The sequence below is a fragment of the Acidovorax radicis genome (genome assembly GCF_020510705.1).
GTDB classification, from domain to species: domain Bacteria; phylum Pseudomonadota; class Gammaproteobacteria; order Burkholderiales; family Burkholderiaceae_C; genus Acidovorax; species Acidovorax radicis_A.
Genome location: NZ_CP075184.1, coordinates 4,285,509 through 4,299,034 on the forward strand (window position 1 = coordinate 4,285,509; position 13,526 = coordinate 4,299,034).

General features: G+C 58.6%; 11 protein-coding genes and 1 riboswitch. Of the genes, 7 read left to right on the forward strand and 4 right to left on the reverse strand.

The genetic code is table 11. From position 1 onward, the window contains the following. Window positions 1-149 precede the first annotated feature (149 nt). Window positions 150-1,037, forward strand: a complete 888-nt coding sequence (locus KI609_RS19600; protein ID WP_226445214.1) for a 23S rRNA (adenine(2030)-N(6))-methyltransferase RlmJ — start codon at window positions 150-152, stop codon at window positions 1,035-1,037. Between the two features lie 17 nt (window positions 1,038-1,054). Here KI609_RS19600 and KI609_RS19605 read toward each other — a convergent pair whose 3' ends face one another. From KI609_RS19605 to ahcY, 4 genes are all read right to left on the reverse strand, one after another. Beyond that, complete coding sequence (locus KI609_RS19605; RefSeq protein WP_413463342.1) at window positions 1,055-1,519, reverse strand: septal ring lytic transglycosylase RlpA family protein; 465 nt, start codon at window positions 1,517-1,519, stop codon at window positions 1,055-1,057. A 101-nt stretch (window positions 1,520-1,620) separates the two neighbouring features. After that, window positions 1,621-2,472: a methylenetetrahydrofolate reductase [NAD(P)H] gene (gene metF / locus KI609_RS19610; RefSeq protein ID WP_226445215.1), complete on the reverse strand. Its 852-nt coding sequence runs from the start codon at window positions 2,470-2,472 to the stop codon at window positions 1,621-1,623. After that, window positions 2,469-3,470 carry a TlyA family RNA methyltransferase gene (locus KI609_RS19615; protein WP_226445216.1) on the reverse strand — a complete coding sequence of 334 codons (1,002 nt, stop codon included), beginning with the start codon at window positions 3,468-3,470 and terminating at the stop codon, window positions 2,469-2,471. The genes metF and KI609_RS19615 overlap by 4 nt, the downstream gene beginning before the upstream one ends. 117 nt (window positions 3,471-3,587) lie before the next feature. Further along, window positions 3,588-5,021 (reverse strand): adenosylhomocysteinase, encoded by a 1,434-nt coding sequence (gene ahcY, locus KI609_RS19620; RefSeq protein WP_226445217.1) that lies wholly within the window; start codon window positions 5,019-5,021, stop codon window positions 3,588-3,590. Window positions 5,022-5,087: 66 nt separating this feature from the next. Then, window positions 5,088-5,167, reverse strand: a riboswitch (S-adenosyl-L-homocysteine riboswitch). A gap of 264 nt (window positions 5,168-5,431) precedes the next feature. Here ahcY and KI609_RS19625 point away from each other — a divergent pair. From KI609_RS19625 to KI609_RS19650, 6 genes are read left to right on the forward strand one after another with little or no spacing between them, the layout of a single operon-like run. Continuing rightward, window positions 5,432-7,060: a peptide chain release factor 3 gene (locus KI609_RS19625; protein WP_226445218.1), complete on the forward strand. Its 1,629-nt coding sequence runs from the start codon at window positions 5,432-5,434 to the stop codon at window positions 7,058-7,060. Window positions 7,061-7,072: 12 nt separating this feature from the next. Further along, entirely contained in the window at window positions 7,073-10,084 is a 3,012-nt protein-coding gene (locus KI609_RS19630; protein ID WP_226445219.1) for an acyltransferase family protein, read from the forward strand. Then, window positions 10,081-11,046, forward strand: a complete 966-nt coding sequence (locus tag KI609_RS19635; protein WP_226445220.1) for a glycosyltransferase family 2 protein — start codon at window positions 10,081-10,083, stop codon at window positions 11,044-11,046. The genes KI609_RS19630 and KI609_RS19635 overlap by 4 nt, the downstream gene beginning before the upstream one ends. Then, window positions 11,043-11,438 (forward strand): GtrA family protein, encoded by a 396-nt coding sequence (locus KI609_RS19640; RefSeq protein WP_226445221.1) that lies wholly within the window; start codon window positions 11,043-11,045, stop codon window positions 11,436-11,438. The genes KI609_RS19635 and KI609_RS19640 overlap by 4 nt, the downstream gene beginning before the upstream one ends. 59 nt (window positions 11,439-11,497) lie before the next feature. After that, window positions 11,498-12,556, forward strand: coding sequence for an acyltransferase family protein (locus KI609_RS19645; RefSeq protein WP_226445222.1), 1,059 nt, complete (start codon window positions 11,498-11,500; stop codon window positions 12,554-12,556). Further along, on the forward strand, window positions 12,553-13,341 hold the full coding sequence (locus tag KI609_RS19650) for an HAD-IIB family hydrolase (protein ID WP_226445223.1): 789 nt from the start codon (window positions 12,553-12,555) through the stop codon (window positions 13,339-13,341). The genes KI609_RS19645 and KI609_RS19650 overlap by 4 nt, the downstream gene beginning before the upstream one ends. Window positions 13,342-13,526 lie beyond the last annotated feature (185 nt).

Here is a 13,526-nt window from a genome sequence, read left to right on the forward strand (position 1 = left end):
ATGGTCCACGGGATATCGCAACAAAAGGATTCCTGTATGCCAAAAACATCACGCACGTGGCCATCCTGCACTCCGGCAGGTGTCGATTGTGCCGCGACCCGAAAGCACCCTGGATGAGATCTGCAGGCGCAATCGTTACCATTGGGGCCATGTTCAGTTATCGCCACGCCTTCCACGCAGGCAACCACGCCGATGTGCTCAAGCACACGGTCCTGATTGCCACCTTGCAACATCTCATCGAAAAAGACGCGGCCTTGACCGTGCTGGACACCCATGCCGGCGCGGGCTTGTACCGGCTCGATGGTGACTATGCGAGCACCAGCGGCGAGGCCGCCGACGGCATCGTCCGCCTCTTTGCGCCGACGGTTCCAGCACTTGAGCCGGCGCTCCAAAGCTATGTAGAGATGGTGACTGCCTTCAACCAGGGCAAAACGCTACGGGTGTACCCCGGCTCGCCGTTCATCACGCAGCGCCTGCTGCGCGAGCAAGACAAGCTCAAGCTTTTTGAGCTGCACCCTACTGACTTGCGGGCCCTGGCCGGCAACGTGGCCCAGCTGCAGGCGGGCCGACAAGTGGCTGTGTTGCACGAAGACGGCTTTGAGGGCATCAAAAAGTTTCTGCCCCCACCAGCCCGGCGCGCTTTGGTGCTATGCGATCCCAGCTATGAAATCAAGAGCGACTACGGCAAGGTGCTGGATTTGGCGGCCGATTCGCTCAAGCGCTTTGCCACGGGCACCTACGCGTTCTGGTACCCGATCATCCCCCGCCCCGAAGCGCACGACCTGCCCCGGCGCCTGAAGACGCTGGCCACCAAAGCGGGCAAAAGCTGGTTGCATGCAACGCTGACGGTCAAGTCCAGCAAACTCACGGAGACGGCAGCCGGTGATGTCAAGCGCCCGGGCCTGCCGGCCAGTGGCATGTTCATCATCAACCCACCCTTCACGCTGAAGGCAGCCCTGAAAACAGCCTTGCCACAGATGGCGGAGCTGCTGGCGCAAGACAAACACGCCACCCACACGCTCGAATCGGGCGGCTGAGCGGCCTGAGACCGTGCCTACGGCGCCGGGCAGTCCTGCTCGTCGCTTTCCAGGGCAAACAGCTCAACCGGCTTGAGCCCAAGCCCCATCACACCCAGCGCCTCGGCCGCACCCCGGCTGAGGTCGATCACGCGGTTGCGGATGTGGGGGCCCCGGTCGTTGATGCGCACCACCACCGACCGTCCCGTGGCCTCGCTGCGCACGCAGACCCGCGTGCCAAAGGGCAAGGTGGGGTGTGCCGCGGTCAACGCCCGCATGTCAAACAGTTCGCCACTGGCCGTGCGGCGCCTGTGGAACCGGGCGCCATACCATGACGCGAGTCCCACTTCATCGGCTTGCAGGCCCAGGGGGGAGGCATCGACGCTGACGGGTGGCGGCGCAGGTGGCGGGTCGATCAACATGGATTCCCCCGGCACCGTGAGGAGATTCGGCGCCAGGTCTTGCGGCTGTGCCGACAGGCCCTGGGCCCGTGCAACAGGCAACGCAGCCCCCAAGACACACGCCGCCACAACGCACCCCACCAAGCCTGGCCCAGAGACCAGGAAACCAAGCTGCGCAAACGTGACCCGTCTGCGCCCCGCCATCAGATCCCCAGCCGGCGACAGATTTCGAGAGTCGCCGCGCTTTGGTTCATGGTGTAGAAATGCAGTGCCGGGACGCCTGCACTGCGCAACTGGTCACACAGGTCCGTCACCACATCGAGGCCAAAGGCCTTGATGCTGGCCGTGTCGTCGCCGAACGCCTGCAAGCGCAAGCGAATCCAGCGCGGGATTTCAGCACCACTGGCGTCCGAGAAACGCATCAGCTGCGTCGAACTGCTGATCGGCATGATGCCTGGCACCACAGGCACGTCGACCCCCAGCCGCCGGGCATCCTCCACAAAGCGAAAATACGCATCGCTGTTGTAAAAATACTGGGTGATGGAGGAGTCCGCCCCCGCCAATACCTTGGTCGCATAGGCTTGCAGGTCCGCCTGCGGCGACCTGGCCTGGGGATGCACTTCAGGGTAGGCCGCGACTTCAATGTGGAAATCCCGCCCCGTCTCGGCACGAATGAAGGCTACCAAGTCGCTGGCATAGTGAAACTCGCCCCCCGCGCCATAGCCGCTGGGCAGGTCTCCGCGCAATGCCACCAGGCGCTTGACTCCCATGGCCTTCAGAGTGGCCAACTCCTCGCGCACGGACTGGCGTGTGGCACCAATGCACGAAAAGTGGGACGCGGCGCCCACGCCTTCTGCCAGGATCTCACGCACGGTGCCAAAGGTGCCTTCTTGGGTGGAACCACCGGCCCCATAGGTCACCGAGCAAAAATCGGGCTGCAGGGTGTAAAGCTGCTGGCGCACGCCACGCAACTTCTCCACGCCCTCGGGGGTTTTGGGCGGGAAGAACTCAAAACTTACCGGGAATCCGGTGCCTTGCGCGCTGGCTGCGTTCATGCGGCCCTCCTTGCGTATACAAAAAACTCGCGGTTTCCGTCACCGCCATCGATGGTGCTGGGCAGCCACGCCACCACCGCCAGCCCCTGCTCAGCGCAGGCCTCGCGGATGCGCGTTTCCACCACCCCATACAAGGCTTCATCCCGCACGATACCGCCTTTGCCCACCTGGCCCGGTTGCAATTCAAATTGCGGCTTGACCAGCATGAGCAATGCACTTTCGGGTTTCATCAACGGCACCAGGGCAGGCAAAACCAGCGTAAGGGAGATGAAGGACAAATCGCCGGTGACGAGGTCGAACGCGGGCGTGATGTCCACGGCTTCGCGGCCTTCCCTGCGACGGCGCACGGTGGGCAGTGCCCCCTCGGCGCGGGAATTCTCCCTGGCAACCCGTTCGGCCTTGAAGGCCTCCACGTCCTGCTCCTTGGCATCGTCGCTGTCGTCGTATTCCTCGTCCACCAGGCCGCCATTGCGCATCCAGCTATAGGGCGCGACCGGCTGGGTGTCGTTGTCATCGGGGTCTTGCTCCACACGCTCACACAGCGCTTCTTCGCACGCTTCCTGCAGCGACTCGGCCGTCATGGCGCGGGCGTTCAGGCCCTCCACGCCCACCACGCGCACGTCGCTGCGCAGGCGCTCGTGCAACTGGCCATGGCCTACATCCACACCAATGACCTGCGCTGCGCCCTGCTGAAGCAGGCAGTCGGTAAAGCCGCCCGTGCTCTGGCCCACGTCCAGGCAACGCCAACCGGCCACCGCCAGCCCCGTGGCCTTGAGAGCGCCCTCCAGCTTGAGCCCACCGCGCGAGAGGTACCGGGCTTCGGCGCTGTCGAGCAATTCGACCTCGGCGATGCCAGGAATGTCATCGCCGTTTTTTGTCACCTTCTGCCAAGGCAATCCCTGCGAGAGTCGCCACTGCACACCGGCTGCAATGAGCCGCTGTGCCTGGGACCGGGTGGCGGCATGGCCGCGCTCCACCAAAAACACGTCTGCGCGCATCGCGCCATCCTTTGGAGTCAAATTAGCCCCTAGCGCTTATTGGACAAGCGCTAGCAGCTATGTTTTTTGAAGCAAACATGCATGCAGGCTAACGCCTGCATGCGGCTCACCCGCCGATCAATAGCGGTAGGTTTCGGCCTTGTACGGCCCGTTCTTGCTCACACCAATATAGGCGGCCTGTGCATCCGTCAGCTCGGTCAGCATGGCGCCGACCTTCTTCAGGTGCAGGCGCGCCACCTTTTCGTCGAGCGACTTGGGCAGCACATAAACCTTGCCAGCCTGGTAGGCAGCAGGCTTGGTGAACAGCTCGATCTGCGCAATGGTCTGGTTGGCGAACGACGCGCTCATCACAAAGCTGGGGTGGCCCGTGCCACAACCCAGGTTCACCAGGCGGCCCTTGGCCAGCAAGATGATCTTCTTGCCATCGGGGAAGGTGATGTGGTCTACCTGCGGCTTGATCTCTTCCCACTCGTACTTTTCCATCGACGCTACGTCGATTTCGTTGTCGAAGTGGCCAATGTTGCAGACGATGGCCTGGTCCTTCATGGCGGCCATGTGCTCGTGGCGGATCACATCCTTGTTACCCGTGGTGGTGACGAAGATGTCCGCCTTGTCGGCGGCGTATTCCATCGTCACGACCTTGTAGCCTTCCATCGCTGCCTGCAGGGCGTTGATCGGGTCGATTTCGGTCACCCAGACTTGCGCGCTCAGTGCACGCAGCGCCTGGGCCGAGCCCTTGCCCACGTCGCCGTAACCCGCCACACAAGCGACCTTTCCAGCGATCATCACGTCGGTGGCGCGCTTGATGCCATCCACCAGAGACTCGCGGCAGCCATACAGGTTGTCGAACTTGCTCTTGGTGACCGAGTCGTTCACATTGATCGCGCGGAACAGCAATGTGCCCTTGGCCGACATTTCGTTCAGGCGGTGCACGCCCGTCGTCGTTTCTTCGGTCACGCCAATGATCTCGGCCGACTTGCGTGTGTACCAGGTGGCATCCACCGCCAGCTTGGCGCGAATGGCGGCGAAGAGGATGGTTTCTTCTTCACTGGTGGGCTTGTCCAGCACCGACAGGTCCTTCTCGGCCTTCTGTCCCAGATGCATCAGCATGGTGGCATCGCCGCCGTCGTCCAGGATCATGTTCGGGCCTTCGCCTTCAGCGCCCTTGGCACCGAACTCGAAAATACGGTGCGTGTAATCCCAGTAATCGGCCAGCGACTCACCCTTGACGGCGAACACCGGCGTGCCATTGGCAGCAATGGCAGCGGCGGCGTGGTCCTGGGTGCTGAAAATGTTGCATGACGCCCAGCGCACCTTGGCGCCGAGCGCTTGCAGCGTCTCGATCAGCACAGCGGTCTGGATGGTCATGTGCAGGCTGCCGGTGATACGGGCGCCCTTCAGGGGCTGGCTGGCAGCAAATTCTTCACGGATAGCCATCAGGCCCGGCATTTCGGTTTCGGCGATGCGGATTTCCTTGTGGCCCCAAGCGGCCAGGCCGATGTCGGTGATGCTGCAGTCGGTGTTGACCGGGGCGTTGACGCGTGCGTTCATGATGGTGTGCTCCAAAGCGTGTTTGAAAAACCACTGATCGGGGTGTGAAAAGCTCACCACACGAGAAGTGGATGAGCGTCGTTGCTGAATGACTCCGAGCCTCACGCCCCGCCTTTGCTGGGGGCGCTGCAACGCTCCTCGGATCGGCGCATTATAAAAGCACCGGCGCACCGCAGGCCATCGGCACGCACACTCACTCCCCATTCACACCATTTCCTGCGCGGTGCATCTGCGTGCCCACCCCCATTTGCCGCGTGCGAACCTTGCGCAGGCCCATGCTGCAACGGTTTAGCGCGGATCGCGGAGAACGGGGCGCGGGTGCCCGGTAAAATCCGCGCATCCGGGCGCCTGTGCGCCTACCGCGCCACCTGCCGCAGTGCACGCCCCGACCTTCTTCTGGAAATCCCCCTGTGTCTTACGCCTCCGAAACCCGGCGCCGCCGCACCTTTGCCATCATTTCCCACCCCGACGCCGGTAAAACGACGCTGACGGAAAAGCTGCTGCTGTTCTCGGGCGCGATCCAGATCGCCGGCGCCGTCAAGGGCCGCAAAGCAAGCCGCCACGCAACCTCCGACTGGATGGAGATCGAAAAGCAGCGCGGCATCTCAGTGGCCTCGTCGGTCATGCAGATGCTCTACCGCGACCATGTGATCAACCTGCTCGACACGCCCGGCCACAAGGACTTCTCGGAAGACACCTACCGCGTGCTCACGGCCGTGGACTCGGCCCTGATGGTGATCGACGCCGCCAACGGCGTGGAAGCGCAAACGCGCCGCCTGATCGAGGTCTGCCGCCAGCGCGATACCCCCATCATCACCTTCGTCAACAAAATGGACCGCGAGGTGCGCGACCCGCTCGACATCCTCGACGAGGTCGAGCGCGAACTCGGCATGCCCTGCTGCCCCATCACCTGGCCCGTAGGCCAGGGCAAGAGTTTTGGCGGCATCATCAATCTGCGCACGCAGACCATGACCGTGTTCACGCCGGGCAGCGATCGCGGCCCCAAAGACTTCGAAGTGGTGCCACTGACCGAGGCCGATCGACTGCGCAAGCGCTTTGGACCGTCGTTTGACGATGCACTCGAGAGCATGGAACTGGCCGTCGGGGCGTCTGCCGCCTGGAACCACGAAGACTTCCTGGCGGGCAAACTCACGCCCGTGTTTTTCGGCTCTGGCGTGAACAACTTCGGTGTCATGGAGGTGTTGGACGCCGTGGTGGACATGTCGCCCCCGCCCGGCCCGCGCATCAGCACGCTGCAAGTCAACAAGCAGCCGGTGGTCAAGACCATCCAGCCCGAGGACGAAGGCTTTGCCGGCGTGGTCTTCAAGGTGCAGGCCAACATGGACGCCAACCACCGCGACCGCATCGCATTTGTGCGCGTGGCCTCGGGCAAATACATGCCCGGCATGAAACTCAAGGTGCAACGCACCGGCAAAGAACTGCGTCCCACCTCGGTGGTGACTTTCATGAGCCAGCGCCGCGAAGCCGTCGAAGAAGCCTTTGCAGGCGACATCATCGGCTTCACCACCCACGGCGGCGTGCAGTTGGGAGACACCATTACCGACGGCGCCAACCTGCAGTTCACCGGCCTGCCCTTCTTCGCGCCCGAAATGTTCATGACCGTGGTGCTCAAGAACCCGTTGCGCACCAAGCAGCTACAGCAGGGCCTCGCCCAGCTGGGCGAGGAAGGCGCCATCCAGGTCTTCAAGCCCGACGCCGGCGGCAACATGCTGCTGGGCGCCGTGGGGCAACTGCAGTTTGAAGTGGTGCAACACCGCCTCAAGGCCGAATACGACGCCGACGTGCGCCTGGAAGGCTGTCAGTACACCGGTGCGCGCTGGATCACGGCCGATAACGCGGTCGACCTGCGCGCCTTCACCGACGCCTACCCCCTGCGCCTGGCGCACGATGCAGCGGACACGCTGGCGTATCTGTGCACCTCGCCGTATGACGTTCGGCTGGCACAGGAGCGGTTTCCGAAGATTCATTTTCATCCGCTGCGGGAGCATGCGGGGTTGGCGCTGCAGGCCAATGCTTGACCGTTCCCTACCATGAGCACAGCACAATCGTCCGCGCAAGCCCCACATACCGGAAACAATTTCGACGCCATCCGCATTTTTGCGGCTTGCATGGTGCTGATCAGTCATCAATACGCCCTGACTGGTCAGACGGAGCCCTCTTTTTTTGGCATCCATAGCGTTGGCGGACTCGCGGTCACCATCTTCTTTGTTATCAGCGGTTATTTGGTCGCCGCCAGTTGGCAACGGGACCCGAACATATGGCGATTTGCTTTGCGGCGCTTTCTACGTATCTGGCCCGCGTTGACGTTCTGCATCGTCACCACCGCCTACGTACTCGGTGCTTGGGTCACGGAATTGCCACTAACTGAATACCTGACGCACAGAGCCACAGCGAACTACCTGTATGGCGTTTGGATGAAGGTCCACTTCGTATTGCCGGGGGTTTTTGAGAACAATCCCTACCCACTCAGTGTGAACGGCTCACTTTGGACAATTCCCATTGAAGTACGCTGCTACGTATTCCTCGGGTTGGCGGGGTTGATCGGGCTGCTCAAATATCGCCTCGTTTTCCTTTCATGTGTTGCACTTCTCATATCCTGGTTCCTAATCCGCAGTAATGCAGATTTGATCGGCACCGTTAACTACGGGAAAGAACTCAGCGCATTTTTCCTCGCTGGCGCCGCATTGCAAGCGCTAGAGCCTTATTGGAGTCGAAGGCCTGCCCTTTGGGCTGCCGCCATCGGCGCCATCTTCGCTTTCACGTGGGCCATGGGTTGGCGTCATAGTGCATTGTTGGTCGGCCTGCCGCTTTTGATCATTTATGCAGCCACACGATCCACGCCTTTCCTTCGCCGCGCAGGACGCTGGGGAGATCCGTCCTATGGCATTTACCTGTTCGCCTTTCCGGTTCAGCAGGCTGTTATCCAACATATGTGGCCAGATTTCGGATTTGCGGGCACGCTTACCTTGGTACTGCTAGCCACCGTGGCGCTGGCCTATATGAGTTGGCACATGATCGAGAAGCAAGCGCTGAAATTCAAGCCTAGCCGCCAGCAATCCGCGTTTCATATTTCTTTGCTACGACGCGCCCAAACCGGACTGAGAGAATTGCCATGGGCTGGACTGTGGCCGCTTGTCGCATGTATCGTTGGGCTGCGTTTTTGCCTCAAGCGTCTGGATGCTCCTGTTTTAGTAGATCCAGCTTATTCCTATCTACCTGCAGCCCGGGCGCTGCTAAACCAAGGGTGGACCTTTCTACTGCAACCAGAGAGCTACCGAGTAACGCCGCTAGCCTATCTGTGGCCTGCACTTTGGGGTGTCGACACCACGTGGATCCGTATCGCCAACATGGGCTTATGGATCGGCTGCGTGTGGTTCTTGTGGCGCACCTGCCTTCTACTGGGGGGCTATCGCGCGGGAGTCGTTGCAATGCTCCTCCTTCTATCGCCCGAGCTAGTGCGCTATTTCCCGACAGAGATGACGGAGCCGCTTTATTTATTTGGAGTTTTTGGTTGGATGCATGCTGCGGCCCGCATCATGTTGGGAAAAGAACGATCCATGTCTGCGGTAGCACAGGGTGCTTGCATGTTGACAATTACTTTGTTAGCGCGACCCGTCTTTCAATTCATTGCGCCTGCCGCATTGTTAGGTTGCCTGTGCTGCTTGGCATACTGGGCATTATCTAAAAAAGTAATTTCTGCTACAGGGTGGAAACATCGAATACCGACCGTCGCAATGAGCCTGGGGTTTGGCTTAGTTATTCCGCTCGCACTGATTATTAAAAACGGTGTAGTTTTTGGTCTGTGGGGTTTAGGAACAGGCTCAGGTATTGGGCTTTATTTAGGCACACATCCACTGTTCCAGGGGGCGGAACCGGGATTTTTAGGTTTTGATTTCGATGTCAATCTGATGGCTGCGTTGGCCAACCAAGCGGGGCACTCACATTCGCTCGCGGCGGACTGGGCAACGCGCCAAGCGGCAATCTGGCAGCTGCAGTCAATGTCCATCGCTGACTCAATGGCGTTTTTTGCGCGCAAGTTATGGTGGTGGCTAGCACATCATCCTGCGCAAATCGAGGCTTTTGGTAGTTCTCTTCGCAAGCTCCGCTTCTTCGAGTTGGCAACAGTAGGGCTATCTATTGTTTGGCTCGTCTATGGAGGGCTTCGGAAAACCGGTTCAATTCGGTCTGCCCGCATCGCGATTGCTCCGGCGCAATGGTCCTTTGCTGCATTCTTACTAGCCATGTTCCTCATCATGTTGGCTCAGCTATTACCTATTCTTCATAACAGTCGCTATAGCTCAACGTTGCTGGATCCGTGGCTTATCCCTCTGGCAGCATTTGGAGTCACCTTTCTTCTACAGCCAATTTTTCAGACAGGCCTTTCCCAAAATAGGCCGTGGTCCATCGGATCGGCACTACGTCGCACGGCATTCAGAGCCCCCCCCCTCGTAGCGTTCGTAATAATCCTGATCTTGACATTTGGCGGATACAACCTTGCCCGGAAACGAGAGCACATCGCAATCGACCCTATGCACATGGGCCAAACAATCGCACGTTTGGAAATTTCAGACAGCAATCGAATCAAGCCAAATGGCATGGACGTTCAAGGTGACCGAGCGTGGATCACGACGAGATCATCCGCAACGCTGAATATCGTCATAGATCAACGTGATGTCGATCTATTGGCCCAGGCCAATCTATTCAACGCTCTCTGGGAAACAGAGATGGCAGTGCGTGCACCAGGCAGGCGCTGCGGAATCGCAGAGACCGCTTACCAGACTACCGATACCCGTATCCTCCAGCCCGCAGAGAGACTATCCTTGCTTTTGCCAATGGTAGCTGACGGCGAGTTTCATAAGCTAGTGACGCACGCCAACCGAGAACTGCGCCCCCACGAATCGGGAAGCTTGCGACTTGTACTTAACTGCCCAATCGGGACTCTCGTAGAGTGGCGTGGTACACGATTACTGGAAAGCCGTCATGCATGGGATGCTGCTGCCCATGTTTCACACCAACCCCTCACCCCAGTCTCCAAAGAATGAGCACCACAACTCAACCTACACCAACCATCGCCGTCATCATTCCTTGCTATAACGAAGAACTCGCAATCAAACAGGTCCTTCTTGCATTCAGAGCATCACTGCCCCACGCCCACCTTTACGTCTTCGACAACAACTCCACCGACGGCACTGCCGAAACTGCGAGTGCAAATGGAGCAACAGTGATTCATGTTCCGCTGCGCGGCAAGGGCAACGTTGTAAGACGCATGTTCGCGGATGTGGAGGCTGATGTGTATGTAATGGTGGATGGTGACGCGACGTACCATGCACCATCAGCGCGCAAGTTGATTGATGCACTTATTGAACGACGTCTTGATATGGTGGTCGGCGCGCGCGTGGAGCCGGATTCCGAGCCAGCGCTTTCATATCGACCAGGACACCGTTTGGGTAACAAACTTTTGACGGGATGCGTGCAGATGATTTTTGGCGGTAGTTTCAGGGACATGCTCTCCGGCTATCGCGTGTTCTCACGCCGCTATGTCAAATCATTTCCCGCGCAGTCGCACGGATTCGAAATCGAAACAGAATTGAATGTGCATGCGCTTGAGTTGCGCATGCCCTGTGCGGAAATCGATACCCCGTACGGGGCGCGCCCTGAAGGCTCCAGCAGCAAACTCTCCACCTACCGGGACGGCTGGCGCATTCTGAAAACGATAGGACGGCTGGTACTCAGCGAAAAACCGTTGCAGTTCTTTGGCTGGCTTGGCCTCGTTTTGATGCTGGTGTCTGTGGCCCTTGTGGCCCCAATCATTCTGGAGTTCGAGCAAACCGGCCAAGTTCGCCGTTTTCCGACACTCGGACTGGTCACCGGTCTGATGTTATGCGGTGCAGTGGCAGTTGTCAGTGGTTTGATACTTCATGGAATCACACAGATGCGCCGTGAGCTCAAACGGTTCACCTACTTAGGCATTAGAGACCTCGGTAACGGTAACGCAAAATCGTGACGTTCAACCGCAAACTAGGGTGGTTTGTCGTGGCAGGGCTGGTGGGACTGGTCGTGGATATCGCCGTCCTAACAGCTTTGCGAGAACCGCTCGGAATTTACAGCGCCCGTGTCGCGTCATTCGTGTTTGCTGCGACCGCAACCTGGTTACTTAATCGCATCCTTACCTTTGCAGGGCGGTCGTCAGGCGTAAGCGTGTGGAATGAGTATCTGCGCTATATGGGACTTATGCTGGGAGGTGGCTTGGTGAACTTCACCACGTATTCGGTTTTGGTTTGGAAGTTCGAACAAACGCCGTTATGGCTAAGCCTGTATGTATGTGTGGGCAGCCTAGCTGGCATGGTTGTCAATTATTTGAGCGCGAGCTACTGGCTGTATCGCCATAAGGCGTGATTTCAATACTTGCAAGCCACAAAAAAGGCCGATTCGCTTCAGGCTTATCGAATCACTTGATGTTTGAGAAAAAAATAATAAACCCCGATCTGCAATGGATCCAAGCACTGCGCGGAATTGCCGCATTGATGGTGTTGTTCTTTCACATGCATCCCCATTGGGATTTGATTCCAACCCTATCAATGACCACTGCCGTGACCCGTTGGGGATTTTCGGGCGTGGACATTTTCTTTGTCCTCAGTGGCTTTGTGGTGTTTCGCTCCGCCCGTCGTACCATACCTGCACGCGGTTTTCGTCCGTTCATTAAGAAGCGCCTGCTTCGCATCTATCTGGGCTATTGGCCTGTACTTTTGCTCATTGCGCTGGTAACGATGTTCGTCTATCAGGAGCGCCTGCCACCAATCAAGAAAATGCTACTGAGCACGCTGCTGCTATATCCCAATATCTGGGACAACTGGCTCCCGCCTGCATGGTCGCTGTCCATGGAAATCTATTTCTATTTGTGGATCGGACTCATTGTTCTGTTACCCCTGCGCTACCAAATTAAAGCCGCAGTTTGCATTATTGTATTTTTGGTCATCTGGGGTATTGGCTGGTTAGCCACAAACCAAGAGGGTGTTTACAACGGTTTGCAACCCCTGCGATACGTATTCACGGGTTTGGGAATTGAGTTTTTGGGCGGAGCACTTATTGCGCACGTCTACGATAAGCAGGCACTCATATTTGAGCGGCCGCGCCTCACACTGCCTTTATGTATCGCATTGATTTGCGCGGGTTTCTCTTTGGGAATGACCTCGCCCTATTTCGATCGCGTAGAAGTGATGCGAGTTGCCAGTTTCGGAATGATCGGCATGTCTGCCCTAGTCTTAGTATTAACCCTAGAGCAAACCAAACTCACTCCGCCGACCTGGCTGGTTGCCGTGGGTAATGCCTCCTATAGCATCTACCTGCTCCACACCTTTCTGCTGGACGCCAGCGGTAGGATTCGCGTTGAAAATGGAATAACGAGTCCAGCAGCGCTGCTGACATTTCTTCTTTGCCTCCCTCTCATAATTGTGCTGATCAGCCTACTGTGGTACCGCTTGATAGAGAAACCCATCATGAAAACCGCCCTATGAGCCCTCTTGCAAGTTGGCCGATCGATGCCACACACTACATCCGTGGCCTACTGACTGATATCGACGACACATTAACCACCGAAGGATCTATCACCGGCGACGCGATGGACGCGTTGGCCCGATTAAAGGCGGTGGGACTACACCTTATTCCCATCACGGGTCGCCCGGTCGGATGGAGCGAGCCCTTCGCACTGGCATGGCCCGTTGATATGATCGTGGTCGAAAATGGAGCAGTTGCGTTGAAGCGCAATTTAACGGGCGGTATCGACAAGTTTTATCAACAGGATGCATCTACGCGCGCGCGAAACTTCTCCCGCATGCAAGAAGTGTTGACCAATATTGAAGCGACTGTACCTGGAGCGTTCAGAGCCACCGATTCGGCGGGCCGTGAAACGGACATCGCCATCGACCACAGCGAATTCACCCACCTGCCGCAGGACGCCATCGACCACGCGGTGCGCATCATGCGCGCTGCAGGCATGAACGCCACCGTGAGCAGCATCCACATCAACGGATGGTTCGGCGCGCACAACAAACTCGAGGGCGCCCGCTGGATCGTGCGCGAGCTGCTCGGGCGTGACCTCGATGCCGAGATCGACCGCTGGGTCTATGTGGGCGACTCGACCAACGACCAGCTCATGTTCCAGCACTTCCCCCACAGCGTGGGCGTGGCCAACATTGCCCGCTTTGTGCCGCAACTGCAACACCTGCCGCGCTATGTGACGCAGGGCGAGCGCGGCGCCGGGTTTGCCGAGGTGGCGCGGGCCATTCTGGCGGGCCGGTAACGCAGCGGGCACTGCCTCTGCAGCACCTCGACCGGGAAACTTTGGTAAGACTTACCTCAATCGAGGGGCAACAGCCGCCTCGCATTGGGGAGAGCCGCTTGCCAGAGCCCTGTGCTACACCATTCATTTTTGATAAAAACAGGGCATAGCGCCCGATGGATAAGCGCCAATAGCTATATTTTTTA